At 58.8% G+C, this 22,531-nt stretch carries 25 protein-coding genes; 5 read left to right on the top strand and 20 right to left on the bottom strand.

The window, feature by feature from the left end; genetic code table 11:
* Positions 1-11: 11 nt before the first annotated feature.
* From R6V78_RS14165 to R6V78_RS14155, 3 genes are read right to left on the bottom strand one after another with little or no spacing between them, the layout of a single operon-like run.
* Positions 12-233, bottom strand: a complete 222-nt coding sequence (locus R6V78_RS14165) for a hypothetical protein (protein ID WP_410290020.1) — start codon at positions 231-233, stop codon at positions 12-14.
* A 27-nt stretch (positions 234-260) separates the two neighbouring features.
* Positions 261-473 carry a hypothetical protein gene (locus R6V78_RS14160; RefSeq protein WP_410290019.1) on the bottom strand — a complete coding sequence of 71 codons (213 nt, stop codon included), beginning with the start codon at positions 471-473 and terminating at the stop codon, positions 261-263.
* A gap of 17 nt (positions 474-490) precedes the next feature.
* On the bottom strand, positions 491-946 hold the full coding sequence (locus tag R6V78_RS14155; RefSeq protein ID WP_410290018.1) for a ferritin-like domain-containing protein: 456 nt from the start codon (positions 944-946) through the stop codon (positions 491-493).
* Between the two features lie 200 nt (positions 947-1,146).
* Between R6V78_RS14155 and R6V78_RS14150 the strand changes: the two genes are divergently transcribed.
* The 3 genes from R6V78_RS14150 to R6V78_RS14140 all read left to right on the top strand — a co-directional run bounded on the left by R6V78_RS14150 (position 1,147) and on the right by R6V78_RS14140 (position 3,744).
* Complete coding sequence (locus R6V78_RS14150; RefSeq protein ID WP_410290017.1) at positions 1,147-1,992, top strand: rhodanese-like domain-containing protein; 846 nt, start codon at positions 1,147-1,149, stop codon at positions 1,990-1,992.
* Between the two features lies 1 nt (position 1,993).
* Entirely contained in the window at positions 1,994-3,106 is a 1,113-nt protein-coding gene (locus R6V78_RS14145; RefSeq protein ID WP_410290016.1) for an NAD(P)/FAD-dependent oxidoreductase, read from the top strand.
* Positions 3,107-3,303: 197 nt separating this feature from the next.
* Positions 3,304-3,744 (top strand): Fur family transcriptional regulator, encoded by a 441-nt coding sequence (locus R6V78_RS14140; protein ID WP_410290015.1) that lies wholly within the window; start codon positions 3,304-3,306, stop codon positions 3,742-3,744.
* Positions 3,745-3,821: 77 nt separating this feature from the next.
* Here R6V78_RS14140 and R6V78_RS14135 read toward each other — a convergent pair whose 3' ends face one another.
* The 17 genes from R6V78_RS14135 to R6V78_RS14055 all read right to left on the bottom strand — a co-directional run bounded on the left by R6V78_RS14135 (position 3,822) and on the right by R6V78_RS14055 (position 19,980).
* A complete protein-coding gene (locus R6V78_RS14135; RefSeq protein ID WP_410290014.1) occupies positions 3,822-4,253 on the bottom strand; it encodes a hypothetical protein in 432 nt (143 codons plus the stop codon).
* A gap of 57 nt (positions 4,254-4,310) precedes the next feature.
* The gene (dnaK, locus tag R6V78_RS14130; RefSeq protein WP_410290013.1) at positions 4,311-6,224 is read right to left on the bottom strand and encodes a molecular chaperone DnaK; all 1,914 of its coding nucleotides are present in this window, start codon (positions 6,222-6,224) and stop codon (positions 4,311-4,313) included.
* 150 nt (positions 6,225-6,374) lie between these two features.
* Complete coding sequence (locus R6V78_RS14125; RefSeq protein ID WP_410290012.1) at positions 6,375-7,865, bottom strand: B12-binding domain-containing radical SAM protein; 1,491 nt, start codon at positions 7,863-7,865, stop codon at positions 6,375-6,377.
* Between the two features lie 30 nt (positions 7,866-7,895).
* Entirely contained in the window at positions 7,896-8,678 is a 783-nt protein-coding gene (locus R6V78_RS14120; RefSeq protein ID WP_410290011.1) for a lysophospholipid acyltransferase family protein, read from the bottom strand.
* A gap of 43 nt (positions 8,679-8,721) precedes the next feature.
* On the bottom strand, positions 8,722-9,960 hold the full coding sequence (locus R6V78_RS14115; protein ID WP_410290010.1) for a beta-ketoacyl synthase N-terminal-like domain-containing protein: 1,239 nt from the start codon (positions 9,958-9,960) through the stop codon (positions 8,722-8,724).
* A 71-nt stretch (positions 9,961-10,031) separates the two neighbouring features.
* The gene (locus R6V78_RS14110; protein ID WP_410290009.1) at positions 10,032-10,289 is read right to left on the bottom strand and encodes an acyl carrier protein; all 258 of its coding nucleotides are present in this window, start codon (positions 10,287-10,289) and stop codon (positions 10,032-10,034) included.
* A 146-nt stretch (positions 10,290-10,435) separates the two neighbouring features.
* The gene (locus R6V78_RS14105; RefSeq protein WP_410290008.1) at positions 10,436-11,320 is read right to left on the bottom strand and encodes a lauroyl acyltransferase; all 885 of its coding nucleotides are present in this window, start codon (positions 11,318-11,320) and stop codon (positions 10,436-10,438) included.
* Between the two features lie 4 nt (positions 11,321-11,324).
* Complete coding sequence (locus R6V78_RS14100) at positions 11,325-12,086, bottom strand: glycosyltransferase family 2 protein (protein WP_410290007.1); 762 nt, start codon at positions 12,084-12,086, stop codon at positions 11,325-11,327.
* Positions 12,083-12,499, bottom strand: coding sequence for a hypothetical protein (locus tag R6V78_RS14095; protein ID WP_410290006.1), 417 nt, complete (start codon positions 12,497-12,499; stop codon positions 12,083-12,085). Before R6V78_RS14095 ends, R6V78_RS14100 begins: the two co-directional genes overlap by 4 nt.
* Positions 12,489-12,791 carry a TRL domain-containing protein gene (locus R6V78_RS14090; RefSeq protein WP_410290005.1) on the bottom strand — a complete coding sequence of 101 codons (303 nt, stop codon included), beginning with the start codon at positions 12,789-12,791 and terminating at the stop codon, positions 12,489-12,491. Before R6V78_RS14090 ends, R6V78_RS14095 begins: the two co-directional genes overlap by 11 nt.
* A gap of 104 nt (positions 12,792-12,895) precedes the next feature.
* Positions 12,896-14,605: a DegV family protein gene (locus R6V78_RS14085; protein WP_410290004.1), complete on the bottom strand. Its 1,710-nt coding sequence runs from the start codon at positions 14,603-14,605 to the stop codon at positions 12,896-12,898.
* 2 nt (positions 14,606-14,607) lie between these two features.
* Positions 14,608-15,015, bottom strand: a complete 408-nt coding sequence (locus tag R6V78_RS14080; protein WP_410290003.1) for an acyl-CoA thioesterase — start codon at positions 15,013-15,015, stop codon at positions 14,608-14,610.
* Positions 15,016-15,067: 52 nt separating this feature from the next.
* Positions 15,068-15,844 carry an enoyl-CoA hydratase/isomerase family protein gene (locus tag R6V78_RS14075; RefSeq protein ID WP_410290002.1) on the bottom strand — a complete coding sequence of 259 codons (777 nt, stop codon included), beginning with the start codon at positions 15,842-15,844 and terminating at the stop codon, positions 15,068-15,070.
* Positions 15,845-15,923: 79 nt separating this feature from the next.
* The gene (locus R6V78_RS14070; RefSeq protein WP_410290001.1) at positions 15,924-17,141 is read right to left on the bottom strand and encodes an HD-GYP domain-containing protein; all 1,218 of its coding nucleotides are present in this window, start codon (positions 17,139-17,141) and stop codon (positions 15,924-15,926) included.
* Between the two features lie 43 nt (positions 17,142-17,184).
* Complete coding sequence (locus R6V78_RS14065) at positions 17,185-17,775, bottom strand: hypothetical protein (RefSeq protein ID WP_410290000.1); 591 nt, start codon at positions 17,773-17,775, stop codon at positions 17,185-17,187.
* 276 nt (positions 17,776-18,051) lie between these two features.
* The gene (locus R6V78_RS14060; protein ID WP_410289999.1) at positions 18,052-19,689 is read right to left on the bottom strand and encodes a cation acetate symporter; all 1,638 of its coding nucleotides are present in this window, start codon (positions 19,687-19,689) and stop codon (positions 18,052-18,054) included.
* A gap of 9 nt (positions 19,690-19,698) precedes the next feature.
* Positions 19,699-19,980 carry a hypothetical protein gene (locus R6V78_RS14055; protein WP_410289998.1) on the bottom strand — a complete coding sequence of 94 codons (282 nt, stop codon included), beginning with the start codon at positions 19,978-19,980 and terminating at the stop codon, positions 19,699-19,701.
* 523 nt (positions 19,981-20,503) lie between these two features.
* Between R6V78_RS14055 and gatB the strand changes: the two genes are divergently transcribed.
* Positions 20,504-21,946 (top strand): Asp-tRNA(Asn)/Glu-tRNA(Gln) amidotransferase subunit GatB, encoded by a 1,443-nt coding sequence (gene gatB / locus R6V78_RS14050; protein WP_410290071.1) that lies wholly within the window; start codon positions 20,504-20,506, stop codon positions 21,944-21,946.
* A 279-nt stretch (positions 21,947-22,225) separates the two neighbouring features.
* Positions 22,226-22,519 (top strand): GIY-YIG nuclease family protein, encoded by a 294-nt coding sequence (locus R6V78_RS14045; RefSeq protein WP_410289997.1) that lies wholly within the window; start codon positions 22,226-22,228, stop codon positions 22,517-22,519.
* Positions 22,520-22,531 lie beyond the last annotated feature (12 nt).

Genomic DNA, 22,531 nt, shown 5'->3' with positions numbered 1-22,531 from the left:
GGCTGCAGGCGCTATTCTTTTCCGGGCCACTGAACACCGGACTGTTCATCGACCGCATAGCAGAACCGGTTCCATTCGAATTCACGATGGCTGAAGGGGCAATGCAGTTTAACCTTGCGTTCGGTGACAGCAGCCACCTCCCAGTCTCCCTTGCGGGGCCCATCCTGGATATGGATTTTCTGGCCCACGCGGAACGGATAAATTTTGAACACGGTTACGTCGTGGGTTGGCATGCCGACCTCCACGGGTTGCGTTCGCTGTTACTTGATTTTATTAAACTTATCATGCCACGCACACTGATTGCAAAAGGTTTCCGTGGCGTCGTTTACCTCCGGGCACTCGCCGGCATCCATCTCCTCGTCAAAACAGACCTCACCGTCACGACATTCGAATTCGTAAATATCGTAATCGTCTTCGGGATTTTTGACATGAAATTTTTTGCAGCCGCAGACCGGGCATTTGGATTGTGTCACGATCATCGCTCCTTTGTCTACCAGACTTCGGGATAGCCGATATCGATGAAGGCGGATTCCATTTTCATTTTGTGGTCCCGCTCCATGGCCGCCAGATCCAGAAAGACCTGGCGCTTGCCGTCGTCCGTACACATGTCGGCCATTTCGGTGTACTGCTTCATGGCCGCCTCCTCCTTTTTCATGGCCAGGGCAAAGGCATCAGCCGGCTTCATCTCCATGGACAGCTCCGGTTCGTCCACGGTCTCGGCCACCTTGTAGTCCCGCGATTCGGAAAAGTAGCGCTCCATGGTATTGCTGGTGTAAATCCGGGTCAGGATATCACGGTGGTTCTTCTCCTCCTCGGCCAGACCGGCGAAGAGCTTTTTCAGGTATGGGTCGTTGAGGGTACTGGCCGCATCCTCGTAAAATTTTCGGGCCTCAACCTCGTTGGCAATGGCATGCTTGATGATATCCTTGTACTCGCTGAGATTCATGATGACCTCCAGTCGGCTGAAAAGGGGTTGGGGGATGGATGCACAACCATGGTCAATAACTATAGCATAATCCACTGTTCGAGAGACACAGCAATCTTTGTGCCACTCAAAAAGGAATGGTCAGCAGGCGCAGTTTTGTGTATAATTTTGGAAAACCTTCCGAAAAAGACCCATCCCTGCACAAAAAAATGGAGGCAACCATGAACTGGCGGCAATTCCTGACTCCCGTAACATCCATCGATGCCAACCAGGCCAGACGCTATCTTGCGGACAAGCAGGTTGACGACGTGACGATTCTGGACGTTCGCCAACCCATGGAGTACCAAGCCGGACACATTCCCGGTGCGGTTCTTGCCCCGCTGCCGGACCTCACCGACAATCTTCAGCGCCTTGACCGGACCAAACCGATCATGGTCTACTGTGCGTCCGGTGGACGCAGCCGGATGGCCGCCCAACTGCTTTCCGGTCAGGGCTTCAAGGACATCATCAACATGGCCGGTGGATTCAACGCCTGGAACAGCCAAGCGGCATTTCTGGGTGAAGAGAAGGGGTTGGCGCTTTTCAATGGCGTCACCTCAGTGGAAAACGCACTGGCCGTGGCCTACTCCCTGGAAGCGGGATTAAAGGATTTCTATGAATCCATGGCAGCCAAGGTTGCGGATGCCCCGGCGAGACATCTGTTTCACCAACTGTCTCAAATTGAAGTCAAGCACCAGGATCGCATTCTGGAACAGTACGCCGAGCTGACCGGCCAAGCGGTCACCCGGGAAGTCTTCGAGAGCCGCCAGGTAACCAACGTACTCGAGGGGGGGCTGACCACCGAAGAGTATGCCAACCTGTTGATGCCCGCCACCGACACATTGGCGGATATCATCGAACTGGCCATGTCCATCGAGGCCCAGGCCCTGGATCTCTACCTGCGGGCATCGGTGAAGGCACAAAACGAAGCGGGTAAAAAGGCCCTGATTCAGATTGCCAACGAAGAGAAGTCCCATCTGGCCCGGCTGGGCAAGCTTATGGAGCAAACCCTCAAAAAAGAGGCCTGAAATGCACAAGCGTCTGGTCCTGATCGGCGGCGGCCATGCCCACATGGTCACCCTGGCCAACTTGTCGGCAATCACCGGAAAAGGTCACCGGGTCACTGTCATCGGTCCATCGGATTTCCACTACTACTCGGGCATGGGACCGGGCATGCTCTCGGGTACCTACCGGCCGGCAGAGATACGCTTCGCCACGCGGCATGTGGTTGAAAAGCAGGGGGGAGCCTTCCTGCAGGGCAAAGCAGCCACCATCGAACCCGAAAAGAAGGTCGTCATTCTGGAAAACGGAGACATTGTACCCTACGACGTGCTCTCCTGCAACGCCGGCAGTCATGTACCCAGACCGGTGATTGAAGGTGAGCTTGGCGACATCTTTAGCGTCAAACCCATCGAGCGGCTCATGGAAGCCAGAGGCCGCCTGGTCGACCACTTCCGCCGGCACGCCTCGGCTGTGGTCATCGTCGGCGGCGGCCCGTCGTCAGCAGAGGTGGCCGGCAACGTCTGGCAGGTCGCCACATCTACCGGCAGGCACATGCCGCGCATCACCATCTGCGCCGGCAGCGCCTTCATGTCACACTTTCCCGCATCGGTTCGCCGCAAGATCACCGATACGTTGGGTCGACGGGGAATTATCATCCGCGAAGGTGTCTACGTCAAATCCATCTTGCACAATACCCTCACCCTGGATAACGGTGAAGCCCTTTCTGCGGATTTCATCTTTTTGGCCTTGGGCGTCAAACCATCCGCCATTTTTGCCGATTCCGGCATCGCCACAGGCCCCGATGGCGGACTGCGGGTTAACCGTTTTTTGCAGAGCACGCAACATCCCGACATTTTCGGCGGGGGCGACTGTATTTATTTTGAAGCGCAGCCGCTGGACAAGGTGGGGGTCTATGCCGTGCGCCAGAATCCGGTGCTGTTCCACAACATCATGGCCCGGCTGGAAGGCGGCGACATGATGTCTTTTGACCCGGGAGGGGACTACCTGCTGATTTTCAACCTGGGCGGAGGGGTCGGCGTCCTGAAGAAGCGCTGGCTGGAGCTTGGCGGAAGGCCGGCCTTCATCGTCAAGGATTATATCGACCGCAGGTTCATGCGCAAATTTCAGGCTATCGAGTAGTCCGGGGCGGCGGTCACAGCCGTTCCGTTACCGGTTTTGACACGTGCGCCAACTTGTCCCAAAGGGGTAGCCCCCGCCTCTTTTATCAATCGATGCCTGTCCTGGCGTTCTGCCGGTATTGACAGTCATAGCCCGCCCTGCTAACAATTGATAATCATTTTCCTTTGTATCAACGCCCAAGCGAATGGAAACACCCCATGCCAGACCCTGAAATCCGCCTGCGAAAAATGCTCGAAGCACTGCGGGAAAACAAATATCGGATTACCCCCCAGCGCCTGGCCATCTTGAGCGTTTTGGCTGAAAGCAAGGGCCACCCCAGCGTAGAGGCCGTCTACGAACGGGTCAAACGCGACTTCCCCACAACCAGCCTGGCAACCATTTATAAAAACGTATCCGTCCTCAAGGACCTGGGTCAGGTGCTGGAACTGGGTTTCAGCGACGACAGCAACCGCTACGACGGCAACAAGCCTTACGACCATCCCCACGTGGTCTGTACCGCCTGCAGGAAGATCCTCGACCCGGACATTTCGGCCCTGGCGGACATGACCGAAGAACTGACCCGGCAAACCGGGTTTTCCATCGTCCGCCACCGCCTCGACTTCTTCGGCATCTGTCCCGATTGTCAGGCCGGTCAGTGATCACCGAGGACCCGGCCCGGCCGGTTGCATGTGTTTTCGATCTTTCAGGAGATCCCGATGGAAGCGCAGGTTGGATATTATTGCTTGGGAGGAAACGGCTTCCGGGTCTTGCCGAAACCGATGATGGCACCCTCGGCATCGACAGCCATTACCGACAATTCGTAGGCATGGCGTGTCCCCGCTGGCGGGCAGGGTCCGTTATAGCCCAGGTGAAGGCCGCCAGCCGGGATAATCCCGGACCCGTCATGCTTTACGATGCCGCCCCCGTGGTTCCATTCAGGCACATCAACATTCTTGAGTTTGACTCGCAGTTCATCCGTTCCACCGGGAATGCTGGATACGCGGATTTCCGGTGATTCATGCGTGCAGGCCTGAATCCCTTCCCAGGATAAATCCACCATCATTTCAGCGGCCTCATCGGGGATCTTGATCTGGTCTGGATTGCCGGCGCAGCCGACAGCCAGCACGATTCCGGCAGCCAGCATCACCATGGGCGTTAATTTTTTCATTGCAACCTCGATTTATCCATATGGCACTGTCTATTTTGGATTCGCCCGTCAAGGCGCTCAGGCGACTTCGTGAAAATCGGCATCCACCACGTCTTCGTCGGTTGCCTGCGAACGTGCATGCCCGCTTCCAGGCTGTCCCGGCTGGGCGCCGCCGCCAGGGGGGCTGCCCGGACGCCGGTACATGGCTTCGGCCAGACGATGGGAAGCACGGGTGAGCACGTCTGTGGTCTGTTTGATCTCCGCCGCATCCTCACCTTTCAGGGCCCGTTTCAGGTTGGACATCGCGTCGTCGATTTCCATGCGCACGCCGGCCTCGACATTGGCGCCCATCTCTTTAAGGGTTTTTTCCGTTGCGTGAATCAGGGCATCGGCTCTGTTTTTGGCTTCCACCAGCTCCTTTTTTCGGCGGTCGGCATCGGCATGCAGTTCCGCATCCTTGACCAGCTGATCGATCTGTGCGCTGGAGAGGCCCGACGATGAGGTGATGCGAATGCGCTGCTGCTTGCCCGTCGCCTGGTCCTTGGCCGACACTTCGACGATGCCGTTGGCGTCAATATCGAAAGTCACCTCAATCTGGGGTGTTCCCCTCGGTGCCGGGGGGATGCCGGTCAGTTCGAAGCGGCCCAGGGTCTTGTTGCCATCGGCCATCTCCCGCTCACCCTGGAGCACATGAACCGTTACGGCCGGCTGATTGTCCTCGGCGGTGGAAAAAATCTGGCTTTGACGGGTGGGAATGGTGGTATTTTTCTGGATCAGCTTGGTCATCACACCCCCCAGGGTTTCGATGCCCAGGGAAAGTGGTGTGACATCCAGCAGAAGAACGTCGCTGACATCACCCTCCAGCACAGCCCCCTGGATGGCGGCCCCCATGGCCACGACTTCATCCGGGTTGACGCCCTTGCTGGGCTCTTTACCGAAAATCTGTTTGACCCGCTGCACAACCGCCGGCATGCGTGTCATGCCACCCACCAGGATCACCTCGTCAATGTCGCGGCCCGAAAGACCGGCATCCTTGAGAGCTGTCCGGCAGGGGCCTTCCAGGCGCGCCAGCAGGTCTTCCACCAGGGATTCGAGCTTGGCCCGGGTTACTTTGATGTTCAGGTGTTTGGGTCCGCTGGCGTCGGCGGTGATAAAAGGCAGGTTAATGTCCGTTTCCATGGCGCTGGAGAGCTCCATTTTGGCCTTTTCCGCAGCTTCCTTGAGGCGTTGCAGGGCCATCTTGTCGCCATGCAGGTCGATACCCTGCTCCCGCTTGAACTCACCGGCCAGATAGTCGATGATACGCAGGTCGAAATCCTCGCCGCCCAGGTGGGTGTCACCATTGGTGGCCTTGACTTCAAAAACCCCGTCGCCGAGTTCCATGATGGATATGTCAAAGGTACCACCGCCCAGGTCGAACACGGCGATCTTCTCTTCCTTCCTCTTGTCCAGACCATAAGCCAGAGAGGCTGCCGTGGGTTCGTTGATGATGCGTTTGACGTTCAATCCGGCGATCTTGCCGGCATCCTTGGTGGCCTGGCGCTGGCTGTCATTGAAATAGGCCGGAACGGTGATCACCGCATCGGTGACCGGTTCGCCCAGGTAGGCTTCCGCCGATTTTTTAAGATCCGCCAGAATAAATGACGAAATCTCGGCCGGGCTGTACTGGCGGTCTTTGAGCACGATGCGGACATCGCCGTTTTCCGCCTTGGCCACCGCATAGGGTAGATTTTTCTTGTCGGCGGTCACCTCGCTCGAGTCATACTTGCGTCCGATCAACCGCTTGACGCCGAAAACCGTGTTTTCCGGGTTGGTTACCGCTTGACGCTTGGCAATCTGGCCGACCAGGCGTTCACCGCTGGTGGTGATGGCCACCATCGACGGGGTCGTGCGGCCGCCGTCGGCATTGGTGATCACGCGGGCATCGCCGCCATCCATGATGGCAACGCAAGAGTTGGTTGTTCCAAGATCGATTCCGATGGTTTTGCTCATTTTCTATTCCTCCTGAAATCCGGGGCAAAAAACCCCGCGTTTGTTTTGTATGCAACAAACATAAATCAGGATTCTTTCATGTCAATTATATTCTATTACTTTTTATTATTTATAAATTTAGTAATTAAAATGAAGGTCGATGAAAAATCCCTACGGGTCATCCAGGTCGGCAAATCGATTCACCGCCGCCCGGGCGTTAATCTCCTGCTCGAAGCGCCCCCGCCAGCCGATTCGTTGCTGCCGCCGGGCGATGATCACCTTCAGCAGGGGTTTGAAGGCATACCGCCAGATGGCGGTCCAGAGCCGGCCCTGGCTCCGGATGCGTTCGGACGGGTTCCACCAGCCCAGGATCTTCTGGTTGTGGTACCAGAACAGGTACTGCAACTGGTCGGAGGTGAGTTGCCGGGTGCGCACGTTGGCCCACATTCCATTGTAGCGCGTATAATCGTCCGGATTGGTGACCAGCCCCTGGTCCAGCAGCTGCTGGCGGATGCCGGTTTTGGGGTAGGGGGTGAGAATCTGGCAATAAGCGGTGTCCGCGCCGGTGGATTTGAGAAACCTGTAATTTTGGATGATCTCCGCCTCGCCGTCGTCCGGGAACCCGAAAATCATGCCCCCCACGACCATGATGCCGTATTTATGGCAAAGCGCCACCGCCTCTTTAGAGGCATCCAGGATATCGCCTTTGTTGACTGCGGCCAGGTTCTTTTTGGAGGCGTTCTCCATGCCCAGAAAGATGGACCGGAAGCCGGCCCGGGCCATGCGTTCCACCATGGTTTCGTTGCGGGAAATGGTGACGCAGTCGGCCTGGACAACAAAGTAGAGGTTGCGGTAGCCCCGGGCGATAATGGCGTCGCACAGTCGGATCACCCGTTGGGGATCCAGCACCAGGTTGTCGTCGGAAACGAAAATCCGGCGCACCTTGCGCGTGTAATAGATGTCATCAATGTCAGCCAGAATCCGCTGCATGGGAAAGGGCCGGAAGGAGCGGCCGTACATGTGCCGGATACTGCAAAAATTGCAGTTGCGCGTGCAGCCCCGTGAGGTTTCCATCACCTCCACGCTGCGGTTCATGACGTGGTAGCCCCAGGTCAGGCGGCGCTTGTTCCGCAGGGGCAGTTTCAGTCGGGAGAGATCCAGCAGCTCGCCCTTGGGATTGTGCACAAAACCAGCACCGTTTTTAAAGGAGAGCGCGGGTATCTCCGTCAGACGGTCCTTGCCATCCAGGGCGGCCACGAGGCGTCGGAAAGCCTCCTCGCCCTCGCCGCGCACCATGAAGTCGATCTGGCGGGCCTCTTCCGCTGCGGCAATCTCTGCGGACATGAGGGTTGCATGATAACCGCCGAGCACAGTCTTCGTCTCCGGCAGCAGTTTTTTAACCAGGTGGAGAATCTTGACGCAGGTGGCATATTGCCAGGTCATGGTGGACAAGCCCACCAGGTCGGGCTTGAGGGCGTTGAGTAGGCGCGTTAGATGTTTCCTCAACCCCACACGCTTGCGGATCAGGTCGACAACATAGACATCGTGGCCCGCATCGATGTTGGCTGCGATGCTGGCTATGCCCAGGCTGGGCATGTGAAAGGCCGACTCGTGCATGATCACTGGTGCCGCGTCAGGCATGGACATCAGCAGGATTTTCATAATACCTCCACGACCATACGCACCAACCGACTAACGCGCATGTGAGCGCCGCTCCTCAAGCATCCCGCGAACCTTGCCCATCAACGCCTTGAGGGAAAATCCGGGATCGTCATAGCCAGGTTCGACGCAGACCAGGTGCTCCACGCGGATGATCGTGGCCAATCGGGTGTCGAACAGGAACCGCCCCGGCCGGAAGAGCCGGGCCGTGTTTTGCATGTATAGCACATGAATGGGGGCTTTGCACAGCCGGGCGATCTTGAAGGCCCCCGCGTTCAGGGGGCCGACCCCCCCATCGCGGCTGCGGGTGCCTTCGGGGAAAATAATTAGGTTGCCGCCGCCGGATAGGAAGGCGGGCATTTTTTCCATGCTGGCCAGCATGAGCTCGTCCAGCAGGCCATCCGCCGACGAGGGAATGTAGCCCGAAAGGCGCAGGATACGGCCGTAAATCGGGATGTGAAACAGCCGCCGCTTGGCAATGGTGGCGTGTTGCGGAAACAAGGAGATCAGCAGGATCGGATCCAGGTAGGAGGCGTGGTTGGCTACGATCACCGCTCCCCGGATCGACTTAACCGCCGGGTCCACCTGCCGGCGGCAGTTCGGAACCAGATAATCCAGCAAAACGAAAAACCAACGGTAAACGCGTGCGTTTAGCCGCTGAAAAGCCAGGGCCACATCGCTTGAAAACAGGCGTGCCCACATATAAAACGGGGCAAATAGAATCACAAAACCAATCGTGTAGTAGCCCCACAGGATCAAGGTGATGGTCAGGTCCTTGAGGGTGTGATGCCATTTCCATGGATGGTTTGTTTCCATTGCGCGTGCGGTGTTGGACGTTCGGTGTTCGCGGTTCATGTTCTTATTGGGACCACCGCTTCACGAACAGGCAGGTGTTGACGCCCCCGAAGGCGAAATTCTGGATTGAGGCAATCCGGATGGGTGCCTCCATCAGCTCGGTAACGTGATTGAGCATGGCGCAGCGGTCATCCACCGCCTCAAGATGCAAGGTGGGGGCAATGAAGCCTTCGGCCATCTGGTACAGGGCCACCAGGGTTTCGATGGCCCCGCAGGAGCCCATGGTGTGTCCCATGTAGCTTTTCAGCCCGGTGACCCGCGGCCGGCCGCCGTAAACAGCGGCGATGGACTGGGCCTCGGTGACGTCGCCCATCTTGGTGGCGGTGGCATGGGCGCTGATCCAGTCCACATCCGCCGGGGCGATGCGCGCATTGGCCAGGCCCTGTTCGATGGTCAGAGTGATGCCCTCCCGGTTGGGCAGAATGAGGTCCCCACCGTTGTTGTAGCAGGAAAAACCGATCACTTCGCCCAGGATCGTCGCTCCCCGCCTTTTGGCCGAAGCCAGATCTTCAAGCAGCACAGCAGCGGCCCCCTCGCCCACCACCAGGCCGTCCCGCCTTTTATCGAAGGGCCGGGGGGTAAGATGGGGCGCAGCGTTGAAATCGGTAGAGCAGGCCAGCAGGTTGTCGAATACGGCCACCGTTGTGGTGTCATATTCATCGGCGCCGCCGCAGAGCATGGCGTCCTGCAACCCGTATTTCACCGCCTCATAGCCGAATCCGATGGATTGGCTGGACGTGGTGCAGGCCGTGGAGGAACTGATCACCCGCCCCCGGATGCCAAACATCTTGGTGATGTTCACCGCCGTGGTATGAACCATGGACTTGAGATAATCCACAGCGCCCACATTATGCAGCTTGGTGGCGTCGTCGCTAAAAAACGTGCGGTAGATGTCCCGTTGGACCGTCGGACTGCCGTGGGTGGAACCGAAGGCCACACCCAAGCGGCCGCTGCGGATGAATTCATCGGAAAGACCCGACTGGGCCAACGCATCTTTGGCCACCTGGCAGGCATAATAAGCCACCGGCCCCATGGTTTTGCGGTCCCGCCGGGCGAAATCGAAGACCGGCGCATCGGAGACCGTACCGAAGACTTTGCAGTGGATATGCTCTACCAGCAGTTCATCGTCCTTCATTCTGCGCACACCGGAGATGCCCTGGGTCAGATGGCGGATGATCTCGGCCCGGGTGCTGCCGATGGGTGTAATGGCTGATCCGCCGGTAATGACGACACGTCGTTCCATAGGGGTTTTGGGTTTATTGGGTTTATTGGGTTCGTTTTCTGCAGAAATTCTCTAATCCCGCAATGCTTGACTCATTTTTCGATCCGATGGGTCAGTGCAGCCACGTAGTCCACGATCTGGTTGAGGGTGCGGATATCCATGGCCGCCTTTTTATCCTCCCGGGACAGTTGCGTGTTCAGGAGAATCTCGATTTCGCGCAGGAGTTCGATGGCGTCGATGCTGTCGAACTCGTAATGCTCCCGCAGGTCGTCATCCAGCCCCGGGTCTTCGATCTCAAATTGGTCAGCGAAAATGCCGATAATTGCTTTTTCGATCTCGTCGCGTGTCATCCGGTAATTATCCCGTCGATAAATTTAGTATGCGCTTCTACTACAAAATGAAGCATATTTCAAAGTGAGAGCGGAAATAATGGCCCTTGTCAAAATCCATAGCTGGGTTGCCCGACGCGGCCGTCGCGTGGGCCTGCCATTTGCAGTCAAGATCGTTCATTCTCCGGCAGCGGTTCAAAATGGTGCCACTGGAAAGGATGACGCCGGACGACCGCTTCCAGAAGATCGGCGTACTGCTGGGCGGCTTGGGCCATAACGGATTCGCGCTGGCTTCGGTCTGCCGCCTGCACACGGATGGGTGGTGAGGCAGAAAACCGATAGTGGCGGTTTTGGGTGCGCAGGGCAAAAAATACAAACAGGGGCGCTCCGGCAGCCATTGCCAGGACGTAAGGGGCCGCGGGCAGATGGACGGTCCGCCCCATAAAATGGACCGGAATGGTCCGCTGGGCCGCCTGCCAGACACGATCCCCCGTGAGGGAGACCAACCCGCCGCCGCGGAGGAACCGGATGCCTTCGACAATGTCCAGGGGCGACCCGCCGGCTTCATCCACAGACAGGATGCGGATATCGCTCTGGCGGACGGCCTGTTTCTGCAGCCCTTCAATCTGCTCCTTCTGCTTAATGCCCATATAGAGCATCAGCCGCAGGTCGGGAAGCGCCCTTTTGAGCAGCCTGGCCGCCACCTCCCAGTTGCCCACGTGGGACATGAGCAGGATCCCCCCCCTATCCTTTATGGCAGCTTGCAGACGCTCGCGGCCGTCGAACTCGTGGGTAATCTTCCCCTCATCCGACAGCAGCAGGCGGTCCCGGAAGACGTGGGTAAAATCCACAAACTGGCGCCAGGTGCATAAACGGTGATAGGCCCGGCTCTTTGCGGGAAACAGGTCGCGGTAGAAGCGCATGCCCACCTCCACCCGCCTGGGCAAGAGAATGAAATACCCAGTGGCGATGCCTCCGGAAATCAGGCTGAAAAACCACGGACCGAGCACACGGGTCAACAGGGAAAGCATGCGGTAAAATAGGGCTTTCATGGATTCAACGGAACCGATCGGTCAGGTTGGCGGCGGGCCACAGGGACGGGGTGAAGGCCCGGCGGGTGATAAGCCGGCTGAAAGCACCGAAGTTGCGCAGAAAATCGATGCACGGGCGGAAATGGGAGATCCGGGGCAGCCTGCATCCATAATCGGCGGAAATGGTCGTCTCCACCACTGCGATGCCCTGCCAGTCCGCACGCACCAGCACCTCGACCTCAAACTGGTAGCGTCTGGCGACAACCCCCAGGTCCAGCGTTTCGGGAAGCGGGTATATCCTAAAGCCGCTTTGGGAATCCGCCAGAATCGGCCCGCCGGACATCCGCACCCAGAAATTGGAGAAAGCCCGGCCCTTGCGGCTGGTCCATGGCGCATCGGCCATCGCCCGTCGTCCCACAACGATGACCCGGCGGTTTGCGGGGATCGCGGTCATCAATTTCAGGGCCTCTGTGGGATCGTGCTGGCCGTCGGCATCGACGGTCACGGCATAGTCCGCGATGCCGGCGGCCCGGCGCATGCCGGTAACCAGGGCAGCCCCTTTGCCCCGGTTGAGCGGATGACGCAGTACATGGATCCCGGTGACGCTTTCGAGAATCTTCGCCGTATCATCGGTGGAGCCGTCATCCACGACGAAGACGGGCCATCCCAGTGACATGGCCTGGCGCGCCACCGCGGCGACCCGGCCGCCGTGATTGTAGGTGGGAATGATCACCGCAAAACGGGCTTTGCCCATCGGTTCCCCGGTGGATTTCGAACCCGTGGTCATGGGGTCCTGGTCCTGTCCGCGTGCGCTTCCGGACCGCCGGATGCCTCGGATGCCTCCCCGTAAAGGAATACACGATTGGTTTTCCAGACGCCCAGGATACTGAACACCTCCTGGTCGGCAAAGTAAAGGATGCCCACACCGTGTTGCCGGGCGATCTCCCCGATGGCATTGGTGCTCACCCGGGCATACATGCCCAGACCGGTGAACGGTTCCTTGATCTCGATGATGCGATCGGAATCGGGCGGACGCAGCGGCACCGGGGTCTCCTTCAGGTCAAGGGTCAAAGGCAGCTTCACGTTGGTATAGACCAAACCCACCAGCGGCCCCGTTGCGCAGCCGGTCAGGCCGCCAGCTATGGCCAGCGCAATCAGGGCGGCCTTGAAACGCCCCCGAGGGGCTGCATCAATCGCCATAGACCACCACCCGCCAGCGGGTATACAGCCCGAAAAGAACGTTGAACACTTCCTGGTCCGAATGCCGCATGGTGGTGATACCGCCGTTGGCGGCGGCAGCGGCATAGCTGGCGTCGCCCCAGGCAAACAGCCACAGGATGCTGCGCGCCTCGGCCACACCTGTCTTTTGACCCAGGGTGGTCCGATCAAGGTTCGTATCCAGGGGGGATTTCACATTCACATAGGCGCAGCCGGAGAGCGCCGTCAGGCCGGCAGCCACGATCAACACCACAATCATTCGGGTCTGCTTCATGGGTTTTCCTCTTAAACGCTTTTATTGGTATCCGGATCCATTCACAATTGGCACATTGAGGTCCAGGCTTGGTCCACCGGATGCCGTTTGCAGATGGACAGGCATTAATCGGGACAGAAGGCTACCCCCCAGGTTCCCGGCCCCATGTGCGCGCCGGAGGTCAGGGAAAGGCGGCTCACCGAGATCTGCGCCCGCGGGAATTGCAGCTGGATTTCAGGTAAAATGGCGTTACGCACCCGCTGCTCATTGTCTGAATACTCCAGTAAAATAGCCAACCGATCGCCGGATGTAAACTGCTGTTTCAATCGACCCAGCGCAAACGGAACCTGCTCGACTGTTTGTCTGACCGTGCCGGCCTTGACCGCACCGTCGGCCGCGGGCCTGATCACCGGCCTGATGCCAAGAAGATCGCCGAAAAACCCCTTGGATTTGGATATTCGGCCGCCGGCGGCCAGGTATTTGAGCTGTTCCAGAAAAATCAATTCATCGCAGCTGTCGATGAGCTGACGGGCATACGCCGCCACCGCCTCCAGCGATGCGCCCGACCGGGCAAACCGGGCCGTCAGGCGACTGACAAGCCCCAGCCGCCCGGAGGCGGCGCCGGTGTCGATCACCGTCAACCGATGCGCGGCGGGGCTGGACTCCCGCCAGCGGTTGGCCGTAGCGAAGTTGCCCGTGTAAACCGAGCCCACGGCCAGGTAGAGCACCCGGTCGTAGCGCCCCAGAACGCTCTGGTAGCTTTGATGCTTCTGGAAAACCGACGCCTGGGCAGTCGACACCCGCCGGCCGGCAGCCATGGCGCTGTAGAGCTTGCGGGCATCATACAGGCTTTCCGGAACGCGCTGGTCGTCGACCAGCAGGTAGCTGTCCAGCAGGGTGATGCCGAGTGCGCGGGCCTCTTCCCGGGCAATGGAACCGGCCGCATCGGTCATGATGTGGACGCCGCCAGCCTCGGCCGCTGCAAATCGCCCGGGTGCGCGGGTTTCCATGGACTCGATCTGCCAGTCGACTATCTCTCCCAGGATCTCGACTTGGGAGCGGGCGGCCTCCTGATTGTGCGTGTGGAGGTGCAGCCTGAGGCACTCGCCGTCGGCAACGGCCACCACACTTTCTCCCAGGCCGGCGGCTACGGTTGTCAGGTGGGCCGATTCCGGCGAACGGATGACTGCATTCACGCAATAGCCTGCAAATTGTCCGCCCGGCACATCCGCCGCCACTTCGAGCAGTCCGGCAAAGCGCTCGGACACCGGCACCGGATCCGCCTTTTCACGTTCCAGCCGGCAAAAAAACCCTTCGAAAAAGATAAACATGCCCAGGGCACCGGCATCGACCACCCCGGCGCGTTTCAGTTCGGGAAGCAGTTGTGCAGTGGCGCGGACGGCCCCGTCAAGATGGGTGACGACAGCATCCACGGCCGCTCTGGAAATCATGGCGGGCCATTGCGCGGTGGCCTGCACCAGGGCGTCGAACACCGTCAGCATGGTTCCGGGCCTGGGATCGGCCACGGACTGCCAGGCAGCATCCCTGCCGGTTGAAAGCGAAAGCGGCAGGGGGCCGGATCGCGCCGTCGACAGAAAGCGTGAAAAAAATGCAGCCGCGATATTGCCGGAGTTTCCCGTGGCTGCTTGAAGCAGCGCCGCTGAAAGTGCGCATGTGCCGCCGTTGGCACCGCCAAGGGGGGCCAGGCTGATTTTCAGGTTGCGGCCCGTGTCACCGTCGGCAACGGGAAAGACGTTGATCTCATCGAGCAGGTCCGCCCAGGCAACCACCCGCTCACAGCCGGCCGCGAGGGCAAGGGAGAAGGTCCGGTCCATGCTCAGAACCCCAAGGCCCGGGTGATCTCCGGCGGGATTTCAAACTCCAGGGTCATGTCCGGCAGGGTTACGGCCACCTGTTCACCCCTTCCCCGGGTGCAGATCTCGCCGGTGCCGGGGCGGCGGATCTCGAAATCCAGCGCGATCTTGTAGCGGGCTTCAACCACGGTCGCCCGGCAGATGAAGGTGTCGTCAAACCGAAGGGGCAGAATGTGTTTAATGGAAGATCGCGTGACGGGGAACACCATTTTGCGGCGCTGCAGGTATCCGTACAAGTCGACACCCACCGAATCGAAAAGTCCGAAACGGGCCACATCGAAATACTTAAAGTAGTTGCCGTGCCAGACCACCTGCATGGGGTCCAGGTCGTGGAAGGGCACTTTCATCTGAATGTCGAAGGAGGCCGCCATTTTTTTCGCGTCACCATTGTGGGGCGAACGGCTTTTTAGGGGTTCATTCAGGCTACTTCTCCTGCCACGTCGGCCGGCGCTTTTCCAGAAAGGCGGAGACGCCCTCTTTGGCATCTTCGGAGGAGCACAGCCGGGCAAAGGCTTCGTTCATGTAGGCAAAGGCCTTGTCGTAATTCAGGTCCGCAGCGGCATAGAAGGCCGACTTGGCGATCTGCACGGCAACAGGGCTCTTGTCGGCCAGTACGGCCGCCCAGCGCCGGGTTTCCATCTCCAGGTCGTTGGCCGGCACCACCTTGTTGATCAACCCCATCTCAAGGGCGGCCGGCGCTTTGACCAATTCACCGTAAAGCAGCAGTTCCATGGCCCGCTTGCGCCCCACGGAGCGGGTCACCGGCACCACCGGGCCCACGCAGTTAAGGCCGACATTGATGGCGGTCAACCCCATTTTGGCGTTGTCGGCGGCGACGGCCAGATCGCATGCGGCCACCAGACCGGCCCCGTTGGCCGCGGCCACGCCGTGAACCTGGGCAACCACCGGCTTTTTCATGCGGCTGATGGTGATCAGGGGTGTCTCCATGCACTCGATCCAGTCCCGGTATTCCAGGGTGCTCTTGCCGAAGAAATCCCCCACATCGATGCCGGCACAAAAGGCCTTGCCCGCTCCCTTGAGGATGATGACCCGCACCGCCGGGTCGCCGTCCAACTGCTGCAGCGCGGCGGTAAGCTCCGATGCCAGGGTCAGCGTGAAAGTATTGAGGCTGTCCGGACGGTTCAGGGTGATCTCTGCGATGTGATTTTCAAGCATGTCAACAATAACGGTATCAGCCATATCAATCCTCCTTTGGTGGTGATGGATTAAATCTATCTTGAACCTTCGTGTAAAGCCTCCGCGGGTGCCTGGTCGCAGGTTAAAAGCTCGTCGAGCACCACGCGGCCAGGCTGTCCAACCCCCGATGGTCCCGGAACAGCATTTCAAAGCGTGCCAGTTCGGCGTCGGAACGCATGTGGCCCTGCATGGCATCCGGGTTTTCACGCACAGCGGCCACCAGGGCCGTGGCTGCCTGCGGGTCGAAACGGCTGCCGGCGCTGTTTTTCAATTGAACGGCGGCATCTTCCAGGCCGATGGGCCGGATGCCCGCCCGGCCGGCGATCATGGTTTCGAAGGCATCGCAGACGGCAAGGATGCGCGCACCGGGGGGAATGGCCTCGCCTTTCAGACCGTCGGGATAGCCGCTGCCGTCGATGTGTTCGTGGTGATGGCGCACCATGGGGATGAGTTCGGCAAGAAACGCCAGCGGCCGCAGGATATTGGCGCCCACCACCGGGTGCATGCGGATCAGGTCCATTTCCCCGGCGGAAAGGCGTCCCAGGCGCCCCAGAATCTCCCGGCCGGTGCCGATCTTGCCGATGTCGTGCAGCAGCCCGGCCTGGTACAGGGAGTGGGCCTGCTTCTCGGTCAACCCCATTTTGCGGGCAGTGATTCTGGCCAGCCGGGCCACATTCAGGGAGTGGCCGTGGGTTTCGGGATGCTTGGCTTCCAGGGCCAGGGCCAGTCCTTCAACGGTTTGGCGAAAGGTGTCCAGCAGCCGTTCATCATAGCGCAGGGCCTTGTGGAGGGCAATGGCCCCCTGCTCGCCCAGTGCCCGAAGAAATTCCACTTCGGGGCGGCTCAGGTCGCGATTGACGCCGAAGTAGACGGCCAGGATCCCGCCATAGGGGGGCACGATCGCCACGGGCATGCCGATGATCGACACCACGCGGCGCTTGCCGAGCCGCTCGAGGTCGGGCAGGCGCTCATCGCAGCGGGCATCGGCGATGAACACCATGGAATCGGCATCGGCCGGGAAAAGGGCCTCCAGGGTGGCCAGATCCACCCCGGACAGGCTGCGGTAGTCAAACCCGCTGGAAACCTTGTGCTCGATGCACCCAGCCTCGCGGTTGACGATCCAATAGATGCACCCCTTGGCGGCCATGACCGCGGTGATGGATGTCACAATGCGTTCCAGGATCTCCTGGGTCTCCAAACCGGAATGGATGGCCTTGGAGACATCGGCAAAGGCTTTGAAATACTGATGGTAGCCGAAAATCATGGTTCTCCCGCGGGTCATGGCCATGGTGTCAGCCATTCAGCCAACAGGGGCGAAAGGCCCGACCGATGTGCCGGCGACCTCACAACCACAGGTAAAGAAAACAGCCCACATAGACAACCGTTGCCGCGGCGGCCAGCCACATCTTGACCAGCGAGAGGCCCGAAGCGGCCCTTACGGCAACAAAGATGACCGCCGCAGCATAAAACGCGGCCACGGCGGAATAGAAGGTCAAGCCCGGTCCTGAAACGCCCGATTGCAGCGCGGACACCGCCGGAGCCAAGGGCCAAAGTGCAATGGCGGCCGTGCCGATAAAGAGATAGACCGGCATGAATTGCGGGTTGCCGCCGACGCCGCGGCAGAAAACCCACACGAAAAGGGCAAGACCGCCGTGCATGATAAACGCCAGCGAAACACCCAGCAGCAGGAGCATGATGGGATTGAATGAGAGCGCTGCACCGTCCTGCCGGCCCAGCACGAAGGCGGCGAAATGAACGGATGCCATGCCGTAGATCAATCCCGTAAGGGTCACATTGATCATGCAGTAGCGCATGGGCAGCTGGGTTGCGGCCAGCACCCTGAAAACGCCGGGGTCCAGTTTCAGGACCCGCAACATGTGCCCAACGTAGTTCATGGCCGCCCCTTTTATCGAAATGTTTCCCACCGCCTGCATGCTTGACCCCCTATACCAGAAAAGGGAGGCGGCTGCCTCCCTTTTTTGCAAAGTGACGTCAACATCCGGGCCCGCACGTCGCGTATGGCCACGATCGACGCCCTTACGGGCACACTGTCAACGGGCTGCCGCTGGTCGTGTGCCCGTAAGGTGATCAGCCTGGATGTTGACCGATTCCTGGCCGTTTTTTTGTTTGCATCGGCTGTCTCTGCTGCAATTCAGAACCGGTCGGCCGACGCTTCCCCCGGCTCGACGCGGGTCAGCATCGATCACCCATCAGGCCCAGGGCTGCAGGCCCCAGAAAAACACGGCAATACAGACGATGGAGATGATGATCGGGACGGTGATCCCGTTGTAGCGGCTCTCCTCATACTCCTCGCCCCAGCCATGAATGCGGTCGATGACCATCTTGTCCGCCAGGGTGGGTGCATAGTCCGACAGGGCCGACATCCGGTTGAAGACAATCGACAGGAGGATGAACATGGCAAAGCTCAGCGGTACCGTCACCATGCCGCCGGACATGCCCAACGCTGCGACCAGTCCCTTGCCCACACAGATGCTGGGAAGTACGTAGGGGGAGATCACCATGTAAAGAACGCCGCAGACGACGGATGAGATCATCATGGCCAGCTTGTTGGCCTCTTTCCACCACACCCCCAGCAGGATGGCCGGGGTTGCGGTTGTGGCCAGCAGACCAAACGCCCACAGGATGCTGGTAACCAGGAACTTGGGCGGTTGGAAGGCCAGCAGGATAGCCGCCACGCCACCCAGACCAAGCGCCAGATAGCCCCAGCGGATCTTCTTCTGCTTGTCCATGTTCGGGGCGATAATGCCCATAAGGTCGTTGCCCACCAGGCCGGCGATGGCCATCAGGTTGCCCCCGATGGTGGAAAGACCGGCGGCCAGGGCACCGCCCATGACGAATGCGGCCACCAAGGTGGGGTTGTAGAACACGTTTAAGATCAACAGGGTCTGGTCCGGCTTGGCAATGACGCGTCCGGTGGTGGCGGCGAAGAAGTTGCCCGCAAAACCGGCTACATAGGTCCCCGAAAAGAGCAGACCGAGGAAGAGCACAAACCAGACCACCGCCCAGCGGGCGCTTTTGACGCTGGAAGAGGTGAAGACGCGCATGGCCAGGTGGGGCAGGGCAACGGGTCCCAGGGTGAATGCCGGGATCAGCGCAAAGTACCAGCGGATGTCATATTTCATGTCAAAAAAGGTCGGAATCTTTTCCAGCATGCTGGGCACCATGTCCCCGTAAGCCAAAGGCGGGAACCACCACCCTGAAGACCCCATGGCCTTCATGATGGCGCCCATGGGAACCACCATGGCCAGGGTCATGACGACCATCTGGAAGGCGGCGTTATAGGAAGCCCCGTACATGCCGCCCATGGTAATGAACCCGACGGTGGCCAGACCCGCCACCACCAGACCGGTATTATAGGGCACGCCGAAGAGCAGTTCGAACGCCTGGCCCAGGCCGATCATCTGACCGAGGGCATACATGACCATGATCAGCATCATCCAGCACACGATTACGACGGTGGAGGGTTTACCGTAGCGGGCCCGGATAAAGGTGGCCGGTGTGAAGGCCTTCATGCGCCGCAGGCTGGTGCCGTACAAAAGGGTCAGCAGCGGAATGGAGATGGACCACTGGATCCACAGGTAGACAAAGGGAACCTGGAGCTTCTGGATCAGGGCGATAACCCCTAAAAATGTGGCCAGACTCGCCCAGGTGGCAGCCATGCCCAGACCGTTGGTCACCGGGCCGATGGAAAAGCCGGCTGCATAAAAGTCCTCTTCGCTGGACGTTTTTCGGCTGGCCCACCAGCCCACGTAATAGAAAACGGCAAACAGGGCGACAACGACCCCGACTCCCATCCAGATGTTGCTGAGCGCATATTCTGCTGGCATATTCCCCCCTTATTCCTTGACCGTGATGCGTTCTTTTTTGGTTTTGGCAGACAGTTCATCCATCTCATCATCGAACTTGTTGCATACCAGCGTCATGACCAGGCAGACCGCCGCCAGGCCGAACCAGCCCATGAGGATGGGAAGGATGTACTGGATGGGAAAGCCCCACATGGAGCCGGACTGCATCCCGGGCAAAAGCACGAAAAGCGATGCACTGTGACCCATGAGCATCAGCAGGACGGAAAAGATCACCGTGAGCCAGATCTCCTTCTTGTACAGTTTTTCCTTCATGTAACCTCTCCTTTTCACCTTTCGGCGTTGGGGACAGACGCGCATGCATCTGCCCGTTGGTCGTGGGATTGGAATCGAGTCCGCTGCTGTTCGTTTTCCCGCCCGGAATCACGTCGTTCGATTCATGAAAACAGACGTCTCGGTCATCGGTAAGGTGATTGATAAGCGGGGACTTTAACGGAACTGAATTTCTGAATGCTGTTTACTAAAGGAGCCGCCACAAAACCATCGGCCGGGTGCCGATTTTGGTGTGGGAGGATGCACCGATCGGGGAATGGTGAAATGGCCGATCGATGGTAGGCTTTGCGCCTACGATGAAGACAAATGCCAATGGCCAAAAAACCAAGCCCGAACAAAGGCGAGACGCCGCAGGATGTCAGTGGCCGCGCCAACCTTTACAATCGTTGCCGTTGGTGCTATGGCATGCCTTTACTCAAAAAGGTTGATCGGTTGAAGGCGGCAGGCTGAAGGGCTGGATGGAGACTGGCTTTTCAACAGGTTCAAAGACAGACGCAACACCCATATCGGAATCAATCAGATGGAATTCACCCCGGTCATCGGCCTCGAAGTTCACGCCCAGCTGAAAACCCGAACCAAGATCTTCTGCAGCTGCTCCACGGCTTTCGGCGCGCCCCCCAACACCCACACCTGTCCGGTATGCCTGGGCATGCCCGGCGTGCTGCCGATGCTCAACCGGAAGGTGGTGGACTTCACCATCAAGATGGCCCTGGCAACCCATTGCACCGTTCAGCCGGAAAGCCGCTTCGCCCGCAAAAACTATTTTTACCCGGATCTGCCCAAAGGCTACCAGATCTCCCAGTACGAACTGCCCATCGCCACCGGCGGATACCTGGACATCGAGGTTGACGACCGACCCCTGCGCATCGGCATCACGCGCATTCACATGGAAGAGGATGCAGGCAAACTCATCCACGATCCCGACCGTCCCGTCAGCCGGGTGGACCTGAACCGAACCGGTACGCCGCTGATGGAAATCGTCAGCGAGCCGGACATCCGCAGCCCCGAGGCCGCCGGCGAATACCTGCGCCAGCTGCGGATCATCCTGCGCTACCTGGACATCAGCGACGGCAACATGGAGGAAGGCAGCTTCCGCTGCGACGCCAACGTCTCCATCATGCCCACTGGGTCGTCGGTCTTGGGCACCCGCACCGAGGTGAAAAACCTCAACTCCTTCAAGCATGTCGAAAAAGCCCTCTATTACGAAATCGCCCGCCAGCGGGAGATCCTCCACGATGGCGGCCGGGTGGTCCAGGAGACCCGCCTGTGGCAGCCGGACAAGGGCCGGACCGTATCCATGCGCGGCAAGGAAGATGCCCACGACTACCGCTATTTCCCCGATCCGGACCTTTTGCCCCTGGTCATCGACGCGGCCTGGATCGCGTCCATGCGTGCCGAAATGCCCGAACTGCCGGCCCGGCGCAGGGCCCGCTACGTGGCCGACTTGGGTCTGCCCGACGCCGATGCCCGGGTTCTGACCGCCAGCCGTGAACTGGCCGATTACTTCGAAGCCTGCCTGGCTGAATTCGATCAGCCCAAAACGGTGGCCAACTGGATCATGGGCGACCTGCTGGGCCTGCTCAACGCCCGCGGCCTCGATATCACCCGATCGCCCATATCGCCGGCCAACCTGGCCGGCCTGCTCAACCTGCTGGACGAAGACGTGGTCAGCGGTAAAATCGCCAAAACGGTCTTCGAAGCCATGGCCGCTTCCGGCAAAACGGCCCAGGTTATTGTCGAGGAAAAAGGGCTGGTGCAGGTGTCCGACACCACGGCCATCGACCCCATCGTCGATGCGGTCATCGCCGGCAACCCGGATGAAGTGCAGCGCTATCGTGGCGGCCAGAAAAAGCTCATGGGGTTTTTCGTCGGTCAGGTGATGAAGCAGACCAAGGGAAAGGCGAATCCGAAAATCGTGAATGAAATACTGCGGAAAAAGTTAGGGTAAAAAGTCTCTATCTGTGTCGTTCCCGCGCAGGCGGGGATCTACAACCATTGCAATAATAATGGATTCCCGCCTGCGCGGGAATGACACCAAAGATGTATTCTCAACTGTTTCTGGGTCCATCAAGTTTGATGAACCCGTAAAAAGTCACAAACAGTGTCACTCCCGCGGAGGCGGGAGTCTATAACTATCTGAATCTTATGGATCCCCGCCTTCGCGAGGATGACAATAAACCTGAAATTTCGACTTTTTACGGAACCATCAAGTTTCAAATGAATGCAAATGCCCGACAAACAATATTATGTCTACATCCTTTGCAACAAACGAAACGGGACACTTTATATTGGAATTACATCGAATCTCATCAAACGCATCTGGCAACATAAGAATAGTCTGGTTGAAGGCTTTTCAAAACAGTATGGGTTAAAAAACTTGGTCTATTTTGAAGCTTACAAAGACGTCGAAGAAGCGATTCTAAGGGAAAAGAGGCTCAAAAAATGGAACCGTGATTGGAAGATTAATTTGATTGAAAAGAACAATCCAAACTGGGAAGATATTTACCAACGTCTGATTTAAAGCTTCGACCCG

The sequence above is a fragment of the Desulfosarcina sp. genome (genome assembly GCF_046496365.1).
Taxonomy (GTDB): Bacteria; Desulfobacterota; Desulfobacteria; order Desulfobacterales; family Desulfosarcinaceae; genus Desulfosarcina.
The sequence above is the reverse complement of the archived record's forward strand: the minus strand, read 5'-3'. Positions and strand labels throughout refer to the sequence as shown.